A 24,061-nucleotide genomic window follows, 5' to 3' on the forward strand; every position below is an offset into this window, starting at 1 on the left:
AGAGCTATAGCTGAAGTTTTAGATTTTTTACAAAGATAAAAGAGATATTAATTGGCTATATTTCTTATCTATCAGCTGAATTTTATAAAGGAATTAAGATAAATCATTTTAAATTGACAGGTGAAATTTTGAGTTAATATAGTAAAAATCAAAGTCGAATTTCTTATACTGATTATGCAGTAGTTTTATTGAATTTAGCTAGAGATAATGAAGTCAATCATAAAAGAGTATCAGTAATAGAACTTTAATCTATCTTGTCCTTAAGGCTTTTTATGTTAAAATGCCTATAAAAAAGGATAAGAATGAAAAGAATTTTAATCACTAACGATGATGGTTATGAGAGTGAAGGGCTTAAAAAGCTTGTTAAAATGTTAAAAAAAGAATTTAAAGCTAAGATTACTATAGTAGCTCCATCTGTTGAAAAATCGGCTTGTTCGCACTCTATAACTTTAACCAAACCTTTACACTTTGTTAAAGTAAGAAAGAGATTTTACAAGCTTAATGATGGGACTCCTGCAGATTGTGTTTATCTTGCGTTGCATACACTCTATAAAACGCATTTGCCCGATCTTGTAATCAGTGGAATTAATAAAGGAGCAAATGTAGGTGAAGATATTACTTATTCAGGAACTTGTGCAGGTGCTATAGAAGCAGTTTTACAAGGAATTCCTGCTATTGCTCTTTCTCAATTTTATAAGAAAAATGAAAAAGAATTAGATTATAAAAATGCTTTAAAAATTACTAAAAAAATTATTCGAAATATTTTTGACAAAGGATTTCCTTTGGAGAAAAAAGAATTTTTAAATATCAATTTTCCAGCAAAATCAAAAATGAAAGGTATCAAAATTTGCAAAACAGGTAAAAGAATATATAATTTTGAAGCACATTCAAATACTAATCCGCGTGGAATCAAATACTACTGGCTTGCAGCTGCTAATTTAGATTTTGAAGATGAGAAAAATAGTGATATTGTTTTACTTAAAAAAGGTTATACTACAATAACCCCTATAATGCTTGATCTTACAGCATATGATAAAATGAAAAAAGTTAAAAAATGGCTAAAGGTAAATAATGGGTGATAGATTTACGCGTATAAAATGGCTTATAGGTGAAGAAAAGTTTCAAAAAATTTCACAAATAAAAATACTTGTTTGTGGACTTGGTGGGGTAGGTGGAGTTTGTGTTGATGTACTTTATCGTAGCGGTTTTCAAAATCTTACTTTAATTGATGCGGATAAATTTGAAGTTACTAACCAAAACCGCCAAATTCATAGTGAAAATATAGGTGAAGACAAAGCTAAAGTATTTGAAAGGATTTATAAAGCCAAAGGTATAGTTGGTAAAATCGATGAAAATTTTTTTAAAAATTTTGATTTAAGCGAGTTTGATCTTATTATTGATGCAATTGATGATATTCCTGCAAAAGTAGCTTTAGCTCACCTTATAGACTTTAAAAAACAGATTTTTATTTCTTCTACAGGAGGGGCTAGAAAGCTTGATCCAACTCGTATTAAGATTGCAAATATTTTTAAAACTCATGGTGATGCTTTGGCTAAAAAATTTCGTTATGAACTTAGAAAATCAGGTTTTAAGGGAAATTTTGATGTAGTTTTTTCTGATGAAGAAGCGCATTGTAAAGATTTGGGTTCTTTTATGGGTGTGACAGCTTCTTTTGGCTTGGCTTTAGCAAGTTTAGCAATGAGAAAAGTCTTATCAAAATATAAAGAGCAATGAGAAATTTTATTGTATTTATATTGTTTTTGAATATAGCCCTTGGAGAGGATAAAATACTTGGTAATTTTTTTAAAGATTATAATACAAGTGGGACTTTTATAGTCTTTGATGGAAAAAATTATGCAAGTAATGATTTTAAAAGAGCCAAAAAAGCTTTTTCTCCTGCTTCAACTTTTAAGATTTTTAATGCCTTAATTGCGCTTGATAATGGCGTAATTAGAGATGCAAAGGAAAATTTTTATCATTATAAAGGCGAGAAAGTATTTTTACCCTCTTGGAAGCAAGATGCTAATTTAAGCTCAGCTATAAAACGTTCTCAAGTACCTGCTTTTAAAGAATTAGCAAGAAAAATAGGACTTAAAACCATGCAAGAAAGTTTAAATAAACTTTCTTATGGAAATACAAAAATTTCAAAAATAGATACCTTTTGGCTAGATAATTCTTTACAAATTTCTGCAAAAAATCAAGCTGATTTACTTTTTAAACTTTCGCAAAATTCTTTACCTTTTTCTAAAAAAATTCAAGAAGAAGTTAAAGAAATTATTCTTTTTAAGGAAGATAAAATCCAAAAAATTTATGCTAAAACAGGTTTTAATGATAATATAAATTTAGCTTGGATTGTTGGATTCGTAAAGACTAAAAACAAAATTTTATCTTTTGCTTTAAATGTTGATATAAAGGACATTAAAAATATTAAAATAAGGGAAGAATTGCTAGAAAAATATCTAGCAATCATAACAAATTAGAATAATCCTGCTATTTGATTTGCAATTTTATCTTCTAAAATAGGCGTAGCTTCAGGAAGTTTAAGTCCTGTTTTTACAGCTTCTGCAAAAATAATAGTATTTTTTTCTATATATTTGCCTTCATAAGTTTGTTGTGTATTATTAATTTGATTTGAATTTAAATGTCCTACTTTACACTGTGAACATTTCCGCCAAAGCTATTTAAAAAGCCTGAGCTTTGAGAATTTCTTACGCTAGCTTGTCCATTAACATTACCACTAGAAGTTAAAACTTTACCATCAGCTTTTTGCTTGATATTAATATCTACTTGCATTTGCCAAATTGTATCTTCAGTAAGTTTTCCTAAAAGTCCTCCTACTAAAGCACCTGCAGCACCTCCTGCAACAGCACCGCCTACAGCATTATTTTCTTGTTTTTTATCGCAATATAAAATATTGGTGCTTAAAATATAATTTGCTTTATCAGGATCATCTATAACTTTATATCCTTTAGCTTCCAAAGCACTTCTTAATTTAGGTTCTAAATTTACGTCATGTCCGCTTGTATTTTTGATATTTAAAAATACAATTCTTTTTTCCTTAGCCACAGGATCAAGAAAAATACTTTGACTCATTATTGCATTAGTTTGTAAAGTAGTTGTTAAACAACCTGTAAGTAAACTAGCTGCCAAAACACTACTTAATGTGATTTTAAAAATTGATTTTTCCATGATTTCTCCTTAAAGTATAGAATTTTGTTTATTTTTGCGTTCTTGTTCTTCTTTTTTGATATAGTCTTTATAAAGTTTTTCAAATTGATTGGTTTTATAAGTTAAATACATCTCAAAACTTAAATGAGGTGATTCAAGTTCTATTTTACAATCTCCATCCTGTAATTTTATATAACGATTACCTACATAAGGTACTTCTTTTTTGATAATTTTATATTTTGAAAGCGAAGATAAAATATCACTAAAACGATCTTTATGAAATTTTAATTGCACTAGTGTTAATCTATTTTCTTTATCAAAAATAAAAAGAACTTTATCTTTTAAACCCCCAAGCTCAAAATCACTTGAACTCACTTCAATAATCTTACCCCCTGTGTAAATACTAGTACCAGCATTTGAAAAGTTTGGATATTTTTTTACAACTTCATCAAAATCAGCTTTACCAAGCTCTAAGCCAAAAGGCATGGGATTTGCAAATATAACAGTAGTGTAAAAAATACAAAATAAAAATATTTTTTTCACAATTAACTCCTTTTTAAAAATGAAAAATCAATTATAAAGACTTAAAGCTTAACAAACACTTATAAGTGTTTGTTATTTTACACTTGCTTTTTTATCATTCTAAAAATAACAATTTAGGTATTCAAATTGGAACAAGAATTAGATATTTTTTTTAATAAAATTGTAGAAAAAGTTAAAAAAGAAAGAAAAAAGCGAAAAATATCTCAGCTAATGCTTGCTAGTATTTTAGGACATAAATCACCAAATTATATTGCAAAAATAGAAACTAGAAAACATGGAGCAAATTATAATCTTGCTCATCTTTATCAAATTTCTAAAGAATTTGGCATAGACATCAAAGACTTAATGCCTTAAATTTTTCCAACAATAATAGGATTGAAAGCTTTTACTGAAAGTATGAGAGTATCGCCTATTTTTATATCTGGATAAGATTTTAAAAATTCCTCTTCACTAAGAGTGATTTTAATAATATCTTGATTCAAAAGTAAGGTTAAAACCACCAAAATATCACTTTTTTTAATTTCAAGTAAAGTCGCACTCAAACGCAATTTTGCACTAATACTTGAATGAGTAAAAAATTCATTTTTTGGAAAGTCCTTGATGATTTTTCCATTTTTAAGCTCTAAAATTCTATGACTTAACTTATAAATTTCAGTTAGATCATGACTGACTAATAAAGTGCTTATCTTAAAATACTCTAAAATTTTAATCAATTCATCTTGTAAATTGGCACGCATTTTAAAATCTAAAGCACTCAAAGGCTCATCTAAAAGCAAAATTTTTGGCTCCCTTGCTAAAGCTCTTGCTAAAGCTACTCTTTGTGCTTGCCCGCCGCTTAAATTTTTGGGATAAATTTTAGCTAAATTTTCAAGTTTCATTAAGGCTAAAAGCTCGCTAACCTTTGCTTTAGAACTAGCAGCATAGGTAATATTTTCTTTTACATTCATATTTGGAAAAAGCGCATAATCTTGAAAAACAAAACCAATCTTTCTTTTTTGTAAAGCTAAACCAAAATTTTTTGAAGAATCAAACCAAAGTTCATTATCTACTTCTATACGGCCAAATTTAGGCTTTATAAGTCCTGCTATGATTTTTAAAAGAGTGGTTTTTCCTGCTCCACTTTCGCCAAAAAGTGCAGTAATTTTTCCTGATTCTATGTCTTTTTTAAATTTTAGATCTAGTCTTCCTTTAGCGGTATTCATAGGATGATTGATATCAATTTTTATCATTGAAAACTCATTTTTTTATTGACAAAATAAAGACTAAAAAGCACTAAAAAAGAAAAAATAAACAATATAAAAGCATATTGATGTGCCAAGCTATAGTTTAAGACCTCAAGTTCATCATAAATAGCTATACTAGCTACTAAAGTTTCACCTTGTTTATGTCCTCCAATCATCATCACTACTCCAAATTCACCCACAGTATGAGCAAAACTCATTGCACAAGCACTAAAAATTCCTGCTTTAGAATTAGGTAAAATTACTCTAAAAAGAGTATAAATTTTACTTTTACCTAAACTATAAGAAGCATCGAGTAAATTTGGATTGATCGATGAAAAAGCACTTTGCAAAGGATTTACCATAAAAGGCAAAGAAAAAATCAAAGAAGCAAAAACAAGACCTTCAAAACTAAAAACCAAAGAAAGATTAAAATATTCTTTTAAAACTTGCCCTAAAAAACTATTAGCCGAAAAAGTTACAAGCAAATAAAATCCCAAAACACTAGGGGGTAAAATCAAAGGTAAAGAAATAAAGCTTTGAAGGATTGTTTTAAAAGGAAAACGCACAAAACTTAGCAAATAAGCTAAAAATACACCGATAAAAAAAAGAATAAAAGTCGTGATAAAAGCAAGTTTAAAAGTAAGATAAAGGGTTTGTAAAAAAGCTGGATCAAGCACTATGACTCCTTAATACAATATCATTTGCTTTTACAAAACAAAGCCATTCTTGATTTTCACAAAGTTCAAGTTCTAAGGCTTTTTCTTTAGTGATAATACTAGAAAGCTCATTACCTTTAAAATCAAAAAATACCTGATACAAAAGTTCGCCTTTTTTAATTTTTGTAATTTTAGCCAAAAAAGAATTTTCAACACTTAAAAGAGTTTCGCTTGTGCTAAAACAAAGCTCATGCTCTTTAAAAAGAAGTTCTACACTAGCACCAATTTTTAAATTTTCTAAAGATTTTAATTCAAGCATCAAAACACTAAAAATCACTTCTTTAGAAAGTATTTTAACAATAACTATATCTTCTTGATTTAAAAGCTCATAAATTTGTCCTTTTATAAGGTTCATGGTGTGCTAAATCCGTATTTTTTAAAAATTTCCTTTGCTTTTTTAGAACTAATAAATTCACTAAACTCAAAGGCTGATTTTTTATCTTTAGCGTATTTTGTAATGACATAACTTTGCTCTAAAGGGCTAAAATACTTTGGATTAATAATACTTGTTTTACCTTTAGGATGATTGATAGGAGACACTAAAGAATAAGCCACTATGGCTATATCTGCATTTTTACTATCTACATGTAAAACAGGCACCGAGATATTTTCACCTAAAACGATTTTATTCTTAAAAAGCTCATTTAAATCCAAATTTTCAAGCACTTCTTTAGCAGCTACTCCATAAGGAGCTACTTTGGGATTGGCTATGCTTAGATGTGTGATTTTATCTGCCTTTTCTTTTAAATTTTCAACACCTCCTTGGAGTAAATTTTCATCCAAACTGTACAAAGCTAAAACTCCTAAAACATAAACTTTTGGTTTTATTAAGGCATTTTTATCATCGTAAATAGCCTTAGCATATTTAGTATCCGCTGAAAAAAAGAGATCAAATTCTCTTCCTTGTTTTAAAAGCTCATAATATTTTCCAGAAGCACCAAAAACCAATTCTATTTTATCTTCTGGATGTGTTTTTAAAAACTCATCTTTAACTTCACTCATTGCTTTTGAAGCTGAAGAAGCAACGAAAATGCTTAAATTTTGTGCATTTAAACACGAAACAAAAAACAAAATCCCAAAAAATACTATAAACTTTTTCATTTAGTTTTCCTTGTGTAAAAATTCAATTTTTGGATTATAACACAAAAAATTTATTTTATATCATTTTTGCATAAAATAAATACAGGATGATAAGTGAGTTTGTTTTGAAATTTTTCTTCAAATTCTTTTAAAAAGCTTTTATTTAAAGGATAAAATCCTAAAGAATTTACTCCGCTTAATTTTAAATGTCTAAAAATATCTAAAGCATTATTAAAGCTTAATTCTACAAGTTCTTGAGTAATTTTTACTTCATTAAAATAGGCTTTAAAAATTTGCTCTAATTCATTTAAGCTAATATAATTTAAACCAAAACCCGTGCTTTGCTTGATTTCTTTTAAATTTTGTTCTGCAAAAGTAGAAAGAAGTAAAATGCCATTTTGATTAAGCATATCTTTAAGACTTGGTATGATTTGTTTTAAATCAAGCCATTGCAAACTTGCATTTGAGACAATAAGATCAAATTTCTCTTTACTTAAATCCTGTTTTGCAATTTCGTTCATATCAAAAATTAAAATATTAGAATTTTCTTTAAAATTTAAAATATCGTTTTTTAAATACTCATCAAAAGTAATGAAATTTTGAAGTTTTTTGCTAAATTCACCCCTACCGCAACCAAATTCAAACACTTTTTCAAAATGTGAAATTTTTAAATCTTTTAAAATTCCACAAAGTTTTAAACCCATAAAATCTTGCACTTTTGCATGTTTTTCATAATCTTTTGCTTTTAAAAAATTCAAAGCTCATCCCAAATTTTAAAATGAAAAAAAGCAAAATGCGGTTCATCTAAAAAAATCAAATTTTTAAAATTATTTTTCAAGGCATTTGGTGGAAAAATTTCATCTTCTTTACTTGAATAAATCTTATCCCAAAGCAAATTTTCTTCTTGTTTTGCTAAAGCAAAGTCAAAAAGTCTTTCAAGTTCTATTTTCAAAGCTTTTTCATTTTTAAAAATAAAATCTTTGGCTAAGCTTTTGCGTTCTTTAAATAAAGCCTCTTTAAAATTTTCTAATTTGAAATTTTGCAGGGTTTTTTTAAAAATTGTAGGATGAATTCCTTTTGATTTATCTATGCCTAAATTTGTGCCATTTATGGCAATTTTTTGTTTAAAATTAAGCTCTTTTAAAAGTCTATTGGCTATACAAACCCCCATAGAAAAAGCGATTAAAAAAAGTTCATCAAAAGCTTTGAAATCAAAATTCAAATCAAAATTTTCATAATCATAAAATAAAATCACATTTTTATCACTTTTTAAATGCGAAAAATGACTAGGATGTGAAGCAAATCCCCCAAATATCACTATAAGCTTTTTTGAATTAGGGTTTTTACATAAAAATTCATATTTCATAAAAATTCTATTATCCTTTCAAGTTCTTCTATGCTAAGTTCTGCATGCAAAGAAAAACGGATTCTAGCGGTATTTTTTGGTACAGTAGGCTCTTTGATCGCGGGAGCAAAAAATCCAGCTTTTTCAAGTTTTTGTGAAATTTCTAAGGCTTTTTTATTTTCACCTAAAAGCAAGCAAATAATATAAGCATCGCCTAAAACAGTGTGATTTTTTTCTTGCAATTTGCTTTTAAAAAAAGTACTTAAAAGCTCTAATTTTTCTCTTTCTTTCTTAAAATAAGGCATTTTTTTAAAAATAAATTGTGTCCAAGCTACATTAATAGGTGGCAAAGCTGTAGAATAAATAAAAGCTCTAGCTTTGTTGATGAAAAATTTTTTATATTTTTCATCACATATCATACAAGCACCTATGGAAGCAAGGGCTTTTCCAAAGGTAAAAACCAAAAAATCTACTTCATTTTCTAAGGCTAGTTTTTTAACAAGCCCCAAACCCTCTTCATCAAAACAACCCACGCTGTGTGCTTCATCTATATAAAGCTTGATTTTATCATAACGCTTTTTAAGATCACATAAAGTTTTAAAATCGCTAAAATCTCCATCCATACTAAACAAAGCTTCACTTAAAACGATGATATTTTCATATTTGTCATAATGTTTTTGGATTAAACTCTCTAAATGATTCATATCTTTATGATGAAAACGAAAAAAATCAGCCCCGCCGAGCCTTAAGCCATCAATCATACTTGCGTGAATGAGTTTGTCGACTAAAAAAAGCGTCTTAGAAATTCCAGAAAGTGCTGCTATACAAGAGATATTTAGATGATAACCACTATTAAAATGTAAAATTTCTTTATCTTTAAATTTAGTCTTTAAAAAACTTTCCAATTCTTCATAAATTTCAAAATTTCCACTCAAGCTTCTTGAGCTCGAACTTGAAAAAAACAAATCTTGATCTTTTAGGGTGTTTAAAAACTCAGTTTTTAACTCTTTAGAAGATGCCAAATAAAGATAATCATTTCCTGATAAATTTAAAAGCTTTTGATCTTGCTTATAAACAAATTTATTTTCATGTTTTAAAGGTGTTAGAGTTCTTAGATTGTGATTTTGTTCTAGATCTTGCAAAATTTTTTCGAGCTTCATTTTTTTCCTGTAAATTTAAAAATTTAAAGTATTATTTTGCCAAAATATTTTTAAAAAAGAAGTTATAATGCAAAATCAAATCTTAAAAAATCTCGATTTAAAACACATTTGGCACCCTTGCACACAAATGAAAGATCACGAAACCTTACCTTTAATCCCTATAAAAAAAGCAAAAGGAGTGTGGCTTTATGATTTTGATGATAAGGCTTATATGGATTGTGTGAGTTCTTGGTGGGTAAATCTTTTTGGTCATTGTAATGAAAAAATCGCAAATGCCATCAAAAAACAAGTCGATGAGCTTGAACATGTGATTTTAGCAGGTTTTACACATGAACCTATCATCAAATTTTCTGCGAGACTTTGTGAAAAAGTGGGACGTGATTTTAATAAATGTTTTTATGCAGATAACGGCTCAAGTGCCATTGAAGTAGCACTTAAGATGAGTTTTCATTATCATTTAAATAAAGGTTTGAAAAAAAATAAATTTTTATCCCTAAGCAATTCCTATCATGGTGAAACCTTAGGGGCTTTAAGTGTGGGCGATGTTGCACTTTATAAAGATACTTACAAAGCCCTGCTTTTAGAGTGTTTAAGCACTCCTGTGCCGCAAGGTAAAGATTATACTAAAGAGCTTGAAATTTTAAAAGATATCTTAGAAAAACGCTCAAATGAGATTTGTGCTTTTATACTCGAACCCTTGGTGCAATGTGCGGGAAATATGCATATGTATGAAGCTAGATTTATCGATGAAGCGATTAAACTTTGCCATGCTTTTAATGTGCAAGTGATTTTTGATGAAATTGCAGTGGGTTTTGGACGCACAGGAACTTTGTTTGCTTTGCATCAATGTAAACAAAGCCCCGATTTTATCTGTCTTTCAAAGGGAATTACAGGAGGATTTATGCCTCTTTCTGTAGTACTTACAAAGGATGAAATTTATAATGCCTTTTATGCACCCTATAGCGAACAAAAAGCCTTTTTACACTCTCATAGTTATACAGGAAACACTCTAGCTTGTGCAGCAGCTAATGCGGTTTTAGATATCTTTGAAAATGAAAATATTTTAGAAAAAAATCAAATTTTAAGTACCTTTATCCAGCAAGAATTTTCAAAACTTAAAAAATTTGATTTTTTAGAAAATTTTAGAACTTGTGGAATGATCAGTGCTTTTGATATTTTAAGCCATAAACACGAACGCGTGGGACTTTTTGTATTTCAAAAAGCCTTAGAAAAAGGTTTGCTTTTAAGACCTTTAGCAAATACGATTTATTTTATGCCTCCTTACATCATCACAAAAGAACAAATCGTTTATGTAGTAGAGAGTTTAGAGCAGATTTTTAAGGAAATTTAGTGTTTATTTTGGTATAATTATGTTAGAAATTCTTAATAATAAGGATGTTTAAAATGAAAGAAATTAATCAAAATGCTTTTTTTGATGAATTAGTTTTAATGCTTCTTTATAAAAAAGAAACATTAAACACAACAAAAATCGAGCAGTTGCTTGGTGGGATATATGATTTCCAAAATGTTAATAATGTTATTTCTAATAGAGACAATCAAACAAGTTATATATACAAAGAGTATATGCTTTATGACGAAAATAAAAATGAATTAACAATCACTAACGAAGGTAAGGAGTATATAAGAAATAAATTTCCACCAAAACCAAGAACATCTTAAACAATAAATTTTGAAAGATTTTCACATACTTTATCATCAAATTCTATGATAGGAATTTTTGTGTATTTGCTTATAAAATCCTTACTAAAATGATCTTCACTTTTTAGCACTAAGGCAAGGATTTTTATATCTCTTTGTTTTAAAATTTCTATGCTTAAAAGTGTATGATTGATGCTTCCTAAATAAGTTCTAGCCACCAAAATAGTAGGATATTTAAACTTGCTTATATAATCAATCATAGTTTTTTCATCATCTATAGGAGAAAAAAGTCCCCCAGCTAACTCAATGATGAGTTTATTACTTTGTGGAATTTGTATATCAAAAGCTTTATAGCTTAAATTTTCTAAAATCCTACCTTTGTGTGGTGAAGCGGGAGTTTGTAAAAAAACACCCTCTTTAAAAATCTTTGTTTTTGGACTAAATTTTGTAATAAACTCACTATCTGTTGGGGTTCCTGCTTGAATGAGTTTAAAATAATCAAAGCCTAATTTTTTACAAATTCTAGCACTTAAATAAGTCTTACCAACACCTGTATCTATACCGCTAATATATATTTTCATTATTTAAACCTAAGAAAGAAATTTTAAACCTACTGTACAAGCAATAATCACAGCAATTAAAAAAAGTTTTAAAAAATTCTTACTTTCCTTATAAAAAAATACTCCTATCATCACCCCACCTGCAGTTCCAGCTCCTGTCCATATAGAATAAGCTACACTCATAGCAATACTTTGCATACTTAAATTTAAAAAAGCAAAAGAAAATCCAAAACACACAATTAAGGCTAGAAGATAAAGTTTATTATTAGTGCTTACGAGCTTTTTCATAATTACTACACCAAAAATTTCACAAGCAGTAGCTAAAAATAGATAAAACCATTCCATTACTTAGTTTCCTTGCTTACCCATTTAAGGGCTATAATGCTTAAAAGTAAAATTGCTATAAGTACAAGTTTAACCATGGAAGCAGGCTCATTAAAAATAAACATTTCATTTAAAACTACTCCAATAGTACCAATACCTACAAACACACTATAAGTAATACTTACTTCAAGTCTTTTACAAGCTTTTAAAAAACAAGTAAAAGAAATACAAACTCCAATGGCTGTTAGAATATAATGCCAAATTTCTGTAGAGTACTTAAGTCCGCTCACCCAAAAGCATTCTATAATTCCACCTAAGATTATTAAAAACCAAGCTATATTGATATTAAATTTTTTATTCACGTGTAAGCCTTAAATTTAATATTAAATGTTTGCATAACAAATTATAGCTTAAAGAAATTAAAACAAAGTATAAATTTACTTTTCCATAAGCCAAGATTAGATATAATAAAAGCTTATTTTTTCAGAAAGGATAAAAGATGTTAGAAGGTATCGTTAGAGAGAGTATCGGTAGAAAAGCTGCTAAAGCTTTAAAAAGAGATGGTTATCTAATCGCAAACATCTATGGAAAAGGATTAGAAAACATTAATGCTGCTTTTAAAGTGAATGAATTTATTAGAGAAGTTCGTAAAAAAACTACTTTAATTTTTGATGTAAAAGTGGGTTCAAAAACTTTAAGTGTTGTAGTTGTGGATTATCAAAAAGATCCTGTAACTGCAGAACTTAAACATGTAGATTTAAAAGTTGCACAAAAAGGTGTAGTTTCTAAGTATATGGTTCCAGTAAAAATTACAGGAACAGCTATAGGTCTTAAAAATAAAGGTGTTTTAATCCAATCAAAAAGAAGGTTAAAAGTAAAATGTGCGGCTGAAAATTTGCCTAATTTCTTTGAACTTGATGTAAGCAAACTCGATGTAGGTGATGCTTTACTTGTTCGTGATGTTGTAGTTCCTGCGGGAGTAACTATAATAGATGCTGATAGAGTAGCGGTTGTAGGCGTAGAAAAAGCTAGATGATTTTAGTCGTAGGGCTTGGCAATATAGGCGTAGAGTATGAAAATACTCGCCATAATGTCGGTTTTATGCTAATTGACTTGCTTTTAAAAGAAAGCAATTTTACAAATCTTACAAACTCTAAATTTAAAGGAGAACTTTTTAAAATAGGTTCTTCTTTATTTCTTAAACCTAGTACTTATATGAATAATTCAGGACTTAGTGTAAAAGCAGTGAATGATTTTTATAAATGCGAAAGAATGATAGTTATCCATGATGATATAGATATAAATTTAGGAGCCTTGCGCTTTAAAAAAGGCGGTTCAAGTGGTGGACATAATGGGCTTAAAAGTATAGATAATTTATGTGGAAATGATTATGAAAGAGTGCGTATAGGAGTGGGAAAGGGTGAAAATGTGATTTCCCATGTTTTAGGTAAATTTAAACCAGAAGAAGAAATAATCTTAAGCAAGGTTTTAAAACATGCCAAGGAAGCTTTGCTTGAGCTTATTAAAAATGATGATTTATCTTTTATATCATCTAAATATAGCCTAAAGGCTTAAGATGTGGATATTTTTTCGTTTTATTTCAGGGATTTATTTAAAAAATTTTTTTATTATATTTTTTTCTTTACTTGGTTTTTATTGCGGTATTGATTTGCTCTTAAATTTTAAAGATTTACCAAAAGCTGCCAATCTTGATTTGCTTTATGTTATATTTTTGTCTTTTTCAGCAGTGCCTTATGTATTACCCATTTCTTTGATTTTTGCCTTGGTAGTTTCTTTGATTTCTATGATTAGGGCAAATGAATTTGTAAGTCTTTATGCGTTAGGACTGAGCAGAAATTATGTTATTTTATTTCCTTTTTTATGGGCTTTGTTTTTTTGTTGTGTTTATATAGGTTTAAATTTTACTTCTTTTGCTTATGCAAATGATTATAAGAGAAATATTTTAAAAAATGGCACTATTATGAATCAAAGTGGAGAAGTATTTTTAAAATTTAATAATAATTTTGTTTATATTTCGAAGATAAACAATGGACAAAATAGTGCTCAAAATATAAAAATTTTTAATATCAATGATTTAAATTTAAGCTCTTTTGTAAGTGCTAAAAATGCCCAATTTGAAGGTGAAAGTTGGATTTTAAAAGATGGTAATATTACATTATTACCCAAAAACTATGAACTTGCTAGTGTTGGTTTAGAGCTAAAAGATTTTTCTCAGCTTAAATCACTCGATGGTTTTAAACCAAAGATCATAGAAGGAGTAGCTAGTAATAGTGATTATTCCATATCTGATATATTTGAAAGTTTTAAGCTTTTTAAGGCCCAAAATGTTAATATAGATGCTCTTAAAATCAATCTTTATAAATTTATCTTTACTCCTTTTTTTGCACCATTTTTAATGCTTATTATGTACTATTTTTTTCCTATAATAGCAAGATTTTTTAATCTTGCTTTTGTGGCTTTTGTGGCTTTTGTGGTAACTTTGATGATTTGGGGGGTGTTGTTTTTGCTTACTAGATTAAGTGAAAATAGTGTAATAGCAAGTGAAATTGGTATTGTAACACCTATTATAATTTTAGCTTGTTTAAGTGCTTATATGTATTATAAACATCGATAAATTAAGTTTTGTGTAGTAAAATTATAAAAATTAAAGGCAAAAGATGGATTATAAACGATTAAAGCAAGAATTTAACACTCCTTTTTATATTTACAATTTTGATTTGATAAAAGAGCGTTTTTTAAATCTCAAGGATGCTTTTAAGGCTAGAAAATCTCAAATTTTTTATGCTGTAAAGGCTAATTCAAATCTTAGTCTTTTACAAATGCTTGCAAATTTAGATAGTGGATTTGATTGCGTGAGTATAGGCGAGGTAAAGCGTGCTTTAAAAGCAGGGGCAAAAGCTTACAAGATTATTTTTAGCGGAGTGGGAAAAACTAAGGAAGAATTAAAATTTGCTTTAGAATATGATATTTTATATATCAACCTTGAAAGTGAAGCTGAAATGATGCTTTTAGAAAGTGTGGCTAAAGAACTTAATCTAAAAGCAAGAATCAGTATTCGTGTTAATCCAAATGTTGATGCAAAAACTCATCCTTATATTTCTACAGGACTGAATGAAAATAAATTTGGTGTTGAAATTGATCTAGCAAGAAAAATGTATCTTTATGCAAAAAATTCATCTTTTTTAGATCCCGTTGGAGTGCATTTTCATATAGGTTCGCAACTTTTAGATATTTCTCCCATTCATGAAGCAGCGGGAATTGTTGCAAAACTTGTAAGAGAGTTAAAAGCCTTTCAAATCGATCTTAAATTTTTTGATATAGGCGGTGGTATTGGAGTGGCTTATGAAAAAGATAAATGTGAAATTGATCTTTATAATTACGCACAAGGTGTATTAGCACAACTTCATGGACTTGATTTAACTATAGGAATGGAACCTGGAAGGTATTTAGTTGCTAAAAGTGGTGAATTTGTTTGTTCGGTGCTTTATGAAAAACAAAATAAGACTAAGCGTTTTATTATAGTAGATGGAGCGATGAATGATCTTATACGTCCAAGTTTATATGAGGCCTATCATGAGATAGTTTTACCTTATAGTCAAGGTAAAGAAAGTTTGTGTGATGTTGTAGGTGGAATTTGCGAAAGTGGGGATTTTTTTGCTAAAGCAAGGTCTTTACCTAGCACACAAAGTGGTGATATTATGGTTGTTAAAAATACTGGAGCTTATGGTTTTAGCATGAGTAGTAATTACAATACTCGTAATAAAGTTTGTGAATTAGCCCTTGAAGAAGGACAGGTAAGATTGATTCGTCAAAGAGAAAATTTTGAAGATCAGATTGCTTTAGAAGAGAAATTCTTAAAGGCTTAAAATGTTTTTTTTAGATGTTCAAGGGACTTTAATTTCTGATCATGATAAGAGTTTAATCCATGGTGCTAAAGAATTGATTGATTTTTTAAATAAAAAAAATCTTCCTTATATTATTATTACCAACAATACAAAAAAACTTGATTTTTTGCAAAGATTACAGCAAAAAGGATTGGCTATAAAAGAAAATGCTTATATTGATCCTTTTAGTGTTTTAAAACACATTTTAAAACCCTGTAAAGTTGCGGCTTTTGGTGCAGATGAGTTTGTAAAAAGTCTTGAAAATCTTGGTTTTGAGCTTGATTTTATAAATCCTAGTGCTGTGCTTGTAGCTAGTTATGATGATTTTAAATTTAAAGATTTTGCTAGTATGATAGAATTGGCTAGAAGAGAAATTAAGTTTATAGCTATGCACGAAACTAGTATTTATAAAAAAGATGGCAAGCCTTATCCTGGTGTAGGTAGCATTATGGCTATGCTTAAAAATGCTATTGATTTTGAATACGAGGTTGTAGGCAAGCCTAGCATTGCTTTTTATAAAGAAGCTTTAAATTTGATAAGAAAACAAAATTCAAATGTTAATTTTGAAGATATTAAAATCATTAGTGATGATTTTAAAGGAGACTTGCTTAAGGCAAAAGAACTTGGCATGAAAACCTTGCTAGTTTTAAGTGGTAAGATAAGCAATATAAAAGAGCTTGATACGGATTTACTTGATGGAGTTTATCCTAGTGTTTTTGAGTTTTTAAAGGAGCTAAAATGCCAAATTTAGAAGAATTTAGAAATAAGATTGATATGGTTGATAATAAAATTTTAGAGCTTTTAAATGAAAGAATGACTTATGTTAAAAGTATAGGCGAGCTTAAGCAAAGCAGTGGAGGAACTATTTATCGTCCTGAACGTGAAAGAGCCATTATCAATCGTTTAAAAAACGCTAATTTAGGACTTTTAGATCAAAATGCTATAGAAGCGATTTACCAAGAAATTTTTGCTGTTTCAAGAAATTTAGAAATGCCTCAAACTATAGCTTATTTAGGACCTGAAGGAACTTATACACATCAAGCAGCAAGGAGTCGTTTTGGTGCGATGAGTCGTTACATAGCTTTGGCTAATATTGAAGATGTTTTTAAGGAATTAAGCAATAAAGAAGCAAAATATGGAGTTGTACCTATAGAAAATAATACAGAAGGTGCAGTAGGTATTACTTTGGATTGTCTTGGTAAATACAACGAGCTTAAAATTTTTGGTGAAATTTATATGGATATTCATCATTCTTTTGTAGGAATTAATGAAAATTTAAAAGAAATAAAACATATTTATTCACATCCGCAAGGCTATAACCAGTGTCGTAAATTTTTAGAAAGTCATGGGCTAAGTACTATAGAATTTATACCTTCAAAATCTACAGCTAATGCAGCTTATTTAGCTTCTCAAGATAGATATGCAGCAGCAATTTGTTCTAAAATAGCAGCAAAACTTTATAATATACCCGTGCTTTTTGATAAAATAGAAGATAATGCAGCAAATAAAACAAGATTTTTGATTTTAAGTGATATTAAAAATCCTAAAATGCCTAATTGCAAAACTTCTATTTTGGCACACGCAGCACATAAACCTGGTGGGCTTAGTTTTTTATTAGAGCAGTTTAAAAAAGAAAATATTAATCTTACCAAGCTTGAATCTCGTCCTGTAAAATCAAAAGAATTTTTACATAGTTTTTATATAGATTTTGAAGGGCATATTGATGATGAAAATGTTCAAAAAGCTTTAAAAGATATAGAAGAAATTGTTTGGCTTGGATCTTATTTATCAGGAGAAAAAGATGAAATTTAATGACTTTTTAAATCATTTAAATAATTATGAGCCAGGTAAAGATATAGAACTTATTGCTAAAGAATATGGCGTTAAAGAAGTGATAAAATTAGCAAGTAATGAAAATCCTTTTGGCACGCCACCAAAAGCTGTAGAGTGTTTAAGACAAAATGCAAATAAAGCTCATCTTTATCCTGATGATAGTATGATAGAGCTTAAAAGTAAATTGGCTCAAAAATACAAAGTTCAAAATGAAAATATCATCATCGGTGCAGGTAGTGATCAAGTGATTGAATTTGCTATACATTCTAAGCTAAATTCTAAAAATGCTTTTTTGCAAGCTGGAGTTACCTTTGCAATGTATGAAATTTATGCCAAACAATGCGGTACAAAGTGCTATAAAACTCAAAGTATTACTCATGATTTAAATGAGTTTAAAAAACTTTATGAAATGCACAAAGATGAAATTAAACTTATTTTCTTATGCTTACCAAACAATCCTTTAGGCGAGTGTTTGGATGCAAGTGAAGTGACCAAGTTTATTAAAGGTGTGGATGAGGATTGTTTAGTTGTGATTGATGCAGCTTATAATGAATTTGCAAGTTTTAAAGATGACAAAAAACATTTAGAACCTTGTGAATTAATTAAAGAATTTGAAAATGTGCTTTATTTGGGAACTTTTTCTAAGCTTTATGGACTAGGGGGATTGCGTATCGGTTATGGTATAGCTAGCGATCATATTATTAGTGCGTTTTATAAACTTCGCGCTCCTTTTAATGTAAATAATCTTGCTTTAAAAGCAGCTGTTGCGGCTTTAGATGATAATGAATTTACTAAAAGAACTTTAGAGAATAATTTTTCTCAAATGAATCTTTATAATGAATTTGCAAGAAAATACAATATCAAAACCATTGATAGTTATACAAATTTTATTACTTATTTTTTTGATGAAAAAAATAGTACAGATTTGTCTGAAAAATTGCTTAAAAAAGGTATAATAATAAGAAATTTAAAAAGCTATGGTTTAAATGCTATACGCATTACTATAGGAACATCTTATGAAAATGAAAGATTTTTTACAGAATTTGATAAAATTTTAAAATAGATAAAAATCAAAAAATATATGAAAATTCGCTAAACTAAGGGATGAGAATTAATGGATTTTAAAAATATGCTTCATCAAATTGGGCAGCTTTATCAAAATTTAACTCGTAAGCAGCGTATAGTGATTGCTGCATCTATTGTGGTAGTAGTTGGATTTTTGGTATTTTTAGCTTTGTTTCGTGGAAGTGGTAGTAATGCAAATAATGGATATGCAGTTTTAGTTGAAAATGTAAGCCCAAGCTCTTCTGCTGCAATTGTAGCTAAACTTGAACAAAATAATATTCCTTATAAATTAGAAAGTGAAAATAAAATTTTAGTTCCACAAGATCAAGTTTATCGTCAAAGAATGTTTATTGCAAGTGAAGGACTTATAAAAGATAGTCGCGTAGGTTTTGAAGCTTTTGATACTCAAGCTTTTGGAGCTACAAATGAAGAACAAAAGGTGAAATATCAAAGAGCTATTGAAGGTGAGCTCGCAAGAACTATTGAAACTTTAGAGCCTATACGTAGTGCTGTTGTGCATATAGCCTTTCCTAAAGATAGTGTTTTTACTGAAAGACAAATTCCACCTACTGCTTCAGTTGTTGTAAATGTTCGCGAAGGTTTAAAACTGACTAGAAAGCAAATTGATGGTATAAAAAATATTGTTTCAGCTGCTGTTCCAAAACTCACGAAAGAAAATGTAAAAATTAGTGATCAAAGTGGTGTGCCTTTAGATGAACAAGAAGCATACGAAGATGATTTGGTTCGTGCACAAATTAAATTTAAAAGCGATCAAGAAAAAGTTTTAGAGGATAAAATTATAGAAAATTTAGCCCCTTTTGCGGGTGGTATGGATAAGGTAAAAGTAAGTGTAAATATAGATTTTGATTTTTCCAAGCAAGAATCTCAAAGTGAAATTTATGACCCAAATCCTATAGTGCGCAGTGAGCAAACATTAAATGAAGAAAGAACAGGTAGAAAAGATCCTGAAATTCAAGGTGTTCCAGGTGCAGTTTCTAATATAGGTCCTGTTGAAGGACTTGATAATAAGGGTCAAATTGATACTTATAAAAAAAATCAAGTTACTACAAATAATGAACTTTCTAAAACTATCACAAATACTAAAAAACAATTTGCAACAGTTTTACGCACTTCAGCAGCTGTTACTATAGATGGAAAATATCAAGATGTGGTTGATGAAAATGGAAATGTAAAAAGCGAATATGTCCCATTGACTAAAGAAGAGCTTGCAAGTGTTGAGAGTATAGTTAAAAATACTATCAATTTTAGTGCTGCTAGAGGTGATAGTGTTGTGGTTCAAAATTTACCGTTTCATCGTGAGTCAATTAGAGTTGAAAGTAAAGTTAAAACTTTTTATAATCGTTTTATTGAACCATTTATTCCACCGGTTAAATATTTTATTGCAGCGGTTTTACTTTTTATTTTTTATAAAAAAGTTATTGCTCCATTTACCCAAAAAATGCTCGAAGATGTTGCAGCTCAAGAAGAAATACAACAAGGTCCAAATGTTGTTTTAGATGATGCTGAAGATGCTTTAGAAAAATTTAATGCGGCTAAGAAAAAAGTTGAAGAACAACTTGGTTTTGGAGATAATTTTAATGAAGATTCCATTCAATATGAAGTTTTACTTGAAAAATTACGTAGTTTGGTGAGTGATAAAGGCGAAGAAATTGCGGCACTTTTGCAAAACTTAATCCAAAATGATAGTGAATTTGGCGAAAAGGATATGTAATGATAAAGCTGAGCGAAGAACAAAAAATGGTTTATGATGATTTATCTATGCCTGAAAAGGTGGCGATATTTCTTATACAACTTGGTGAAGATGCAACAACTTCTATTTTTTCGCATATGGAAATTGATGTTATTACAGAAATTTCACGTTACATTGCCATGGCTAAAAATGTTGATAGATCTGTGGCTACTGCAGTTTTAGAAGAATTTTATACCTTGCTTCAGTCAAATCAATATATTAAAAGCGGTGGTTTAGAATATGCTAAAGAAATACTTTTTCGTACCTTTGGTCCAGAAATTGCAAATAAAATTCTTGAAAAACTCACTAAGAGCATGGAGAATAATCAAAATTTTGCTTATTTAGCACAAATTAAACCACAGCAACTTGCAGATTTTATCACTAAAGAGCATCCGCAAACTATTGCTCTTATTTTAGCTCATATGGATTCTATTCATGCAGCAGAAACTTTGGAGTATTTTAGCGATGAATTAAGAGCTGAGGTAGTTATAAGAATGGCAAATCTTGGTGATATTTCTCCAAGTATTATTAAAAGGGTTTCTGCAGTACTTGAAAGCAAGCTTGAAAGTCTTACTTCTTATAAAGTTGAAGTGGGTGGTCCAAGGGCTGTAGCTGAAGTGCTTAATCGTTTAGGGCAAAAAGCAAGCAAATCAACTATTACTTATATTGAGCAAAGTGATGAGCGTTTGGCTGAAACAATTAAAGAATTAATGTTTACTTTTGATGATATACAAAAACTTAGCACTCAAGCTATAAGAGAAATTTTAAAAGTAGCTGATAAACGTGATTTAATGATAGGTTTAAAAGGTGCAAGTGAGGAATTAAAGCAAAAATTCTTAGCCAATATGTCTACACGCGCAAGTGAAGCTTTTCTTGAAGAAATGGGTTTTTTGGGTGCTGTGCGTGTTAAAGATGTTGAAGATGCGCAAAGAAAGGTTGTTGAAGTGGTGCAAAAACTTGCAGAACAAGGACTTGTGCAAACAGGCGATGCGGATGAAATGATAGAGTAGGTAAGAGATGGTTAATCGTAGTAATGTTATTTCTGGTGGAGCTTCTAATCAGCATGTTGTTGAAGGATATCGTTTTAAAGTTATTTCAGAATTTGATAATCATACAGGTGAAAAAAAACATACTCAAACTTCAGATGAAGAAAATGCTAATATATCTTTAAATGACGAAAAACCAGTCGAAGAAAATCAAGCCATTGCTTCTACACAAGCTGTTATGGAAACTCAAATTCCGACATTTCAGCCAAGCTTTGTTGAAGATTTACTTAAAAAAACAGATGAAATGTCAAGCAATATTATTAAACTTCAAATGCAAATAGAAAGCCAAGAGAATGAATTTAATAATCGCTTAAATTCAGAACTTGAGAATGCTAAAAAAAAGTTTATTAAAGAAGGTTATGAAAAGGCCAAAGAGGAATTTCAAAAGGAATTGAGTGATTTTAAAGATAAATATTTAAAAAGTATAGCCAAACTCGATAATGCTTGCGAAAATCTTGAAAATTTCATAGAAAAAAATGAAAAAGAACTAGCAGATACTGCTATAGATATCGCTAAAGAAGTGATCTTGAAAGAACTTGAACTAAATTCTAGCAAAATAGCTTATGCTTTGGCCAAAGATTTAATCGGCGAGCTTAAAGGTGCTAGTGCAATTGAGCTTAAGGTTAATGCAGAGGATTATGAGTATTTAAAAGAGCAATTTGATCAGAATGCTCATATTAAAATAAGTCTTGATGATGCGATTAGTAAGGGAAGTGTTATTATTATAAGCGATGCAGGTAATATAGAATCTAATCTTAATTCTCGTCTAACTAAAATTAAAAAAATGGTAAATAATGAGTAAAAAATTTGCATATAGTCAAGAGGAGTTAGAAAGACTAAGTTTAAAGGAATTAGAAAATTTAGCAGCATCTATACGTGAAAAAATCATACAAGTTGTGAGTAAAAATGGTGGGCATTTAAGTTCAAATTTGGGCGCTGTAGAACTTAGTATAGCAATGCATTTGGTTTTTGATGCAAAAAAAGATCCTTTTATTTTTGATGTGTCACATCAGTCTTATACACACAAGCTTTTAAGCGGAAAAGAAGAAATATTTGATACTTTAAGACAGATCAATGGCTTAAGTGGTTATACAAAACCTAGCGAAGGGGATTACTTTATAGCTGGACATTCAAGTACTTCTATTTCTTTAGCTGTAGGTGCTTGCAAAGCTATTGCTTTAAAAGGCGAGAAACGTACTCCTATAGCTTTAATTGGAGATGGAGCTTTAAGCGCGGGTATGGTCTATGAAGCTTTGAATGAACTAGGTGATTCTAAATTTCCTTGTGTGATACTTTTGAATGATAATGAAATGAGTATTTCAAAACCAATTGGAGCGATTTCAAAGTATCTTTCTCAAGCTATGGCAACGCAGTTTTATCAAAGTTTTAAAAAGCGTATTGCTAAAATGTTAGATTTATTGCCTAATAGTGCTACTTATATGGCTAAGCGTTTTGAAGAGAGTTTTAAACTTATTACTCCTGGGCTTTTGTTTGAAGAATTAGGGCTTGAATATATAGGGCCTATTGATGGACATAATTTAGGTGAAATTATTTCTGCATTAAAACAAGCAAAAGCTATGCAAAAGCCTTGTGTGATACATGCTCAAACCATAAAGGGTAAAGGCTATGCTTTAGCTGAAGGAAAACATGCTAAATGGCATGGTGTAGGAGCTTTTGATATAGATAGTGGAGAGAGTGTTAAAAAAAGTGATACTAAAAAATCTGCTACTGAAATTTTTTCTAAGAATTTGCTCGATTTAGCTTCAAAGTATGAAAATATCGTTGGAGTTACAGCAGCTATGCCAAGTGGAACAGGTCTTGATAAACTTATAGAAAAGTATCCAACTCGTTTTTGGGATGTAGCTATTGCAGAACAACACGCGGTAACTTCTATGGCAGCTATGGCAAAAGAAGGATTTAAGCCTTTTATTGTGATATATAGTACCTTTTTGCAGCGTGCTTATGATCAAGTGATCCATGATTGTGCGATTATGAATTTAAATGTGGTTTTTGCTATGGATAGAGCAGGAATAGTAGGTGAAGATGGAGAGACGCATCAAGGTGTTTTTGATGTTAGTTTTTTAGCTCCTTTGCCAAATTTTACTCTTTTAGCTCCAAGAGATGAACAAATGATGCAAAATATAATGGAATACGTTTATTTACATCAAGGACCTATTGCTTTTCGCTATCCTAGAGGAAGTTTTATTTTAGATAAAGAATTTAGTCCTTGTGAGATAAAACTTGGTAAGGCACAATGGCTTGTAAAAAATAATAGTGAAATTGCTTTTTTAGGTTATGGACAAGGTGTGGCAAAAGCGTGGCAAGTTTTAAGAGCCTTGCAAGAAATGAATAATAATGCTAATTTGATCGATTTAATTTTTGCTAAACCTTTAGATGAAGAGCTTTTGTGTGAGCTTGCTAAAAAAAGTAAAATTTGGTTTATTTTTAGTGAAAATGTTAAAATTGGTGGTATAGAAAGTTTAATTAATAATTTTTTACAAAAATATGATTTGCATGAAAAAGTTGTTAGCTTTGAATATGAAGACAATTTTATTGAACATGGAAAAACAAGTGAGGTGGAAAAAAAACTAGAAAAAGATGTCAATAGTTTGTTGATAAAAGTTTTAAAATTTTATCATTAAATAATAAAAAATATTATTTAATATAAACTTCTTTTAATAAAA

General features: G+C 29.4%; 28 protein-coding genes and 1 pseudogene. 17 read left to right on the plus strand and 12 right to left on the minus strand.

The annotated features are described in order from the left end of the window. Positions 1–302: 302 nt before the first annotated feature. Genes surE through blaOXA form a run of 3 tightly spaced genes read left to right on the plus strand, consistent with a single transcriptional unit; the run spans position 303 to position 2,480 of the window. Positions 303–1,079 carry a 5'/3'-nucleotidase SurE gene (surE, locus tag ACOTU8_RS06565; protein WP_422342242.1) on the plus strand — a complete coding sequence of 259 codons (777 nt, stop codon included), beginning with the start codon at positions 303–305 and terminating at the stop codon, positions 1,077–1,079. Then, positions 1,069–1,734: a tRNA threonylcarbamoyladenosine dehydratase gene (locus ACOTU8_RS06570; RefSeq protein WP_422342286.1), complete on the plus strand. Its 666-nt coding sequence runs from the start codon at positions 1,069–1,071 to the stop codon at positions 1,732–1,734. The genes surE and ACOTU8_RS06570 overlap by 11 nt, the downstream gene beginning before the upstream one ends. Continuing rightward, entirely contained in the window at positions 1,731–2,480 is a 750-nt protein-coding gene (blaOXA, locus tag ACOTU8_RS06575; protein WP_422342243.1) for an OXA-184 family class D beta-lactamase, read from the plus strand. Before ACOTU8_RS06570 ends, blaOXA begins: the two co-directional genes overlap by 4 nt. Here blaOXA and traT read toward each other — a convergent pair. Together traT and ACOTU8_RS06585 are read right to left on the minus strand one after the other, a co-directional pair. Next, positions 2,477–3,189 (minus strand): annotated as a pseudogene (gene traT / locus ACOTU8_RS06580) (complement resistance protein TraT). The gene blaOXA and the pseudogene traT sit on opposite strands and share 4 nt — an antisense overlap. A gap of 9 nt (positions 3,190–3,198) precedes the next feature. Next, complete coding sequence (locus ACOTU8_RS06585; RefSeq protein ID WP_422342244.1) at positions 3,199–3,711, minus strand: hypothetical protein; 513 nt, start codon at positions 3,709–3,711, stop codon at positions 3,199–3,201. A 126-nt stretch (positions 3,712–3,837) separates the two neighbouring features. On the opposite strand from ACOTU8_RS06585, the gene ACOTU8_RS06590 reads away from it, so the two are divergent. Further along, complete coding sequence (locus tag ACOTU8_RS06590) at positions 3,838–4,065, plus strand: helix-turn-helix domain-containing protein (protein ID WP_002870726.1); 228 nt, start codon at positions 3,838–3,840, stop codon at positions 4,063–4,065. Here the strand turns inward: ACOTU8_RS06590 and modC are convergent. Genes modC through bioF form a run of 7 tightly spaced genes read right to left on the minus strand, consistent with a single transcriptional unit; the run spans position 4,062 to position 9,235 of the window. Continuing rightward, a complete protein-coding gene (gene modC / locus ACOTU8_RS06595; RefSeq protein ID WP_422342245.1) occupies positions 4,062–4,940 on the minus strand; it encodes a sulfate/molybdate ABC transporter ATP-binding protein in 879 nt (292 codons plus the stop codon). The genes ACOTU8_RS06590 and modC overlap by 4 nt on opposite strands. Next, positions 4,937–5,611: a molybdate ABC transporter permease subunit gene (gene modB, locus ACOTU8_RS06600; protein WP_038815921.1), complete on the minus strand. Its 675-nt coding sequence runs from the start codon at positions 5,609–5,611 to the stop codon at positions 4,937–4,939. The genes modC and modB overlap by 4 nt, the downstream gene beginning before the upstream one ends. Continuing rightward, positions 5,604–6,005 (minus strand): TOBE domain-containing protein, encoded by a 402-nt coding sequence (locus tag ACOTU8_RS06605; protein WP_422342246.1) that lies wholly within the window; start codon positions 6,003–6,005, stop codon positions 5,604–5,606. Before ACOTU8_RS06605 ends, modB begins: the two co-directional genes overlap by 8 nt. Next, the gene (gene modA, locus ACOTU8_RS06610; RefSeq protein WP_422342247.1) at positions 6,002–6,751 is read right to left on the minus strand and encodes a molybdate ABC transporter substrate-binding protein; all 750 of its coding nucleotides are present in this window, start codon (positions 6,749–6,751) and stop codon (positions 6,002–6,004) included. The genes ACOTU8_RS06605 and modA overlap by 4 nt, the downstream gene beginning before the upstream one ends. Before the next feature lie 50 nt (positions 6,752–6,801). Beyond that, on the minus strand, positions 6,802–7,488 hold the full coding sequence (gene bioC, locus ACOTU8_RS06615) for a malonyl-ACP O-methyltransferase BioC (protein ID WP_422342248.1): 687 nt from the start codon (positions 7,486–7,488) through the stop codon (positions 6,802–6,804). Beyond that, complete coding sequence (locus ACOTU8_RS06620) at positions 7,485–8,096, minus strand: pimeloyl-ACP methyl esterase BioG family protein (protein WP_422342249.1); 612 nt, start codon at positions 8,094–8,096, stop codon at positions 7,485–7,487. The genes bioC and ACOTU8_RS06620 overlap by 4 nt, the downstream gene beginning before the upstream one ends. Next, complete coding sequence (gene bioF / locus ACOTU8_RS06625; protein ID WP_422342250.1) at positions 8,093–9,235, minus strand: aminotransferase class I/II-fold pyridoxal phosphate-dependent enzyme; 1,143 nt, start codon at positions 9,233–9,235, stop codon at positions 8,093–8,095. Before bioF ends, ACOTU8_RS06620 begins: the two co-directional genes overlap by 4 nt. 67 nt (positions 9,236–9,302) lie before the next feature. Here bioF and bioA point away from each other — a divergent pair, with 67 nt between their 5' ends. Continuing rightward, positions 9,303–10,586: an adenosylmethionine--8-amino-7-oxononanoate transaminase gene (gene bioA / locus ACOTU8_RS06630; protein WP_422342251.1), complete on the plus strand. Its 1,284-nt coding sequence runs from the start codon at positions 9,303–9,305 to the stop codon at positions 10,584–10,586. A gap of 53 nt (positions 10,587–10,639) precedes the next feature. Further along, positions 10,640–10,915, plus strand: a complete 276-nt coding sequence (locus ACOTU8_RS06635; protein ID WP_422342252.1) for a hypothetical protein — start codon at positions 10,640–10,642, stop codon at positions 10,913–10,915. Here ACOTU8_RS06635 and bioD read toward each other — a convergent pair. Genes bioD through ACOTU8_RS06650 form a run of 3 tightly spaced genes read right to left on the minus strand, consistent with a single transcriptional unit; the run spans position 10,912 to position 12,140 of the window. Next, on the minus strand, positions 10,912–11,475 hold the full coding sequence (bioD, locus tag ACOTU8_RS06640; RefSeq protein ID WP_422342253.1) for a dethiobiotin synthase: 564 nt from the start codon (positions 11,473–11,475) through the stop codon (positions 10,912–10,914). The genes ACOTU8_RS06635 and bioD overlap by 4 nt on opposite strands. A gap of 9 nt (positions 11,476–11,484) precedes the next feature. Continuing rightward, the gene (locus tag ACOTU8_RS06645) at positions 11,485–11,799 is read right to left on the minus strand and encodes a DMT family transporter (RefSeq protein WP_422342254.1); all 315 of its coding nucleotides are present in this window, start codon (positions 11,797–11,799) and stop codon (positions 11,485–11,487) included. After that, a complete protein-coding gene (locus ACOTU8_RS06650) occupies positions 11,799–12,140 on the minus strand; it encodes a DMT family transporter (protein WP_422342255.1) in 342 nt (113 codons plus the stop codon). The genes ACOTU8_RS06645 and ACOTU8_RS06650 overlap by 1 nt, the downstream gene beginning before the upstream one ends. A 137-nt stretch (positions 12,141–12,277) precedes the next feature. Between ACOTU8_RS06650 and rplY the strand changes: the two genes are divergently transcribed. Genes rplY through dxs form a run of 11 tightly spaced genes read left to right on the plus strand, consistent with a single transcriptional unit; the run spans position 12,278 to position 24,019 of the window. After that, positions 12,278–12,814, plus strand: a complete 537-nt coding sequence (gene rplY / locus ACOTU8_RS06655) for a 50S ribosomal protein L25/general stress protein Ctc (RefSeq protein WP_422342256.1) — start codon at positions 12,278–12,280, stop codon at positions 12,812–12,814. Further along, on the plus strand, positions 12,811–13,353 hold the full coding sequence (gene pth / locus ACOTU8_RS06660; protein ID WP_422342257.1) for an aminoacyl-tRNA hydrolase: 543 nt from the start codon (positions 12,811–12,813) through the stop codon (positions 13,351–13,353). Before rplY ends, pth begins: the two co-directional genes overlap by 4 nt. A gap of 1 nt (position 13,354) precedes the next feature. Further along, complete coding sequence (locus tag ACOTU8_RS06665; protein WP_422342258.1) at positions 13,355–14,413, plus strand: LptF/LptG family permease; 1,059 nt, start codon at positions 13,355–13,357, stop codon at positions 14,411–14,413. A gap of 43 nt (positions 14,414–14,456) precedes the next feature. Beyond that, positions 14,457–15,665 (plus strand): diaminopimelate decarboxylase, encoded by a 1,209-nt coding sequence (lysA, locus tag ACOTU8_RS06670; RefSeq protein WP_422342259.1) that lies wholly within the window; start codon positions 14,457–14,459, stop codon positions 15,663–15,665. Between the two features lies 1 nt (position 15,666). Continuing rightward, complete coding sequence (locus ACOTU8_RS06675) at positions 15,667–16,434, plus strand: HAD-IIA family hydrolase (RefSeq protein WP_422342260.1); 768 nt, start codon at positions 15,667–15,669, stop codon at positions 16,432–16,434. Further along, positions 16,422–17,495 (plus strand): prephenate dehydratase, encoded by a 1,074-nt coding sequence (pheA, locus tag ACOTU8_RS06680; RefSeq protein ID WP_422342261.1) that lies wholly within the window; start codon positions 16,422–16,424, stop codon positions 17,493–17,495. The genes ACOTU8_RS06675 and pheA overlap by 13 nt, the downstream gene beginning before the upstream one ends. Then, positions 17,485–18,579: a histidinol-phosphate transaminase gene (gene hisC / locus ACOTU8_RS06685; RefSeq protein WP_422342262.1), complete on the plus strand. Its 1,095-nt coding sequence runs from the start codon at positions 17,485–17,487 to the stop codon at positions 18,577–18,579. Before pheA ends, hisC begins: the two co-directional genes overlap by 11 nt. Positions 18,580–18,630: 51 nt before the next feature. After that, entirely contained in the window at positions 18,631–20,313 is a 1,683-nt protein-coding gene (gene fliF, locus ACOTU8_RS06690) for a flagellar basal-body MS-ring/collar protein FliF (RefSeq protein WP_422342263.1), read from the plus strand. Next, a complete protein-coding gene (gene fliG / locus ACOTU8_RS06695; RefSeq protein ID WP_422342264.1) occupies positions 20,313–21,341 on the plus strand; it encodes a flagellar motor switch protein FliG in 1,029 nt (342 codons plus the stop codon). The genes fliF and fliG overlap by 1 nt, the downstream gene beginning before the upstream one ends. Positions 21,342–21,348: 7 nt before the next feature. Further along, positions 21,349–22,179, plus strand: a complete 831-nt coding sequence (fliH, locus tag ACOTU8_RS06700) for a flagellar assembly protein FliH (RefSeq protein ID WP_422342265.1) — start codon at positions 21,349–21,351, stop codon at positions 22,177–22,179. After that, positions 22,172–24,019 carry a 1-deoxy-D-xylulose-5-phosphate synthase gene (dxs, locus tag ACOTU8_RS06705; RefSeq protein ID WP_422342266.1) on the plus strand — a complete coding sequence of 616 codons (1,848 nt, stop codon included), beginning with the start codon at positions 22,172–22,174 and terminating at the stop codon, positions 24,017–24,019. The genes fliH and dxs overlap by 8 nt, the downstream gene beginning before the upstream one ends. Positions 24,020–24,061 lie beyond the last annotated feature (42 nt).

The organism is Campylobacter jejuni (assembly GCF_049221745.1).
In the GTDB taxonomy this organism is placed as follows: Bacteria; Campylobacterota; Campylobacteria; order Campylobacterales; family Campylobacteraceae; genus Campylobacter_D; species Campylobacter_D jejuni_E.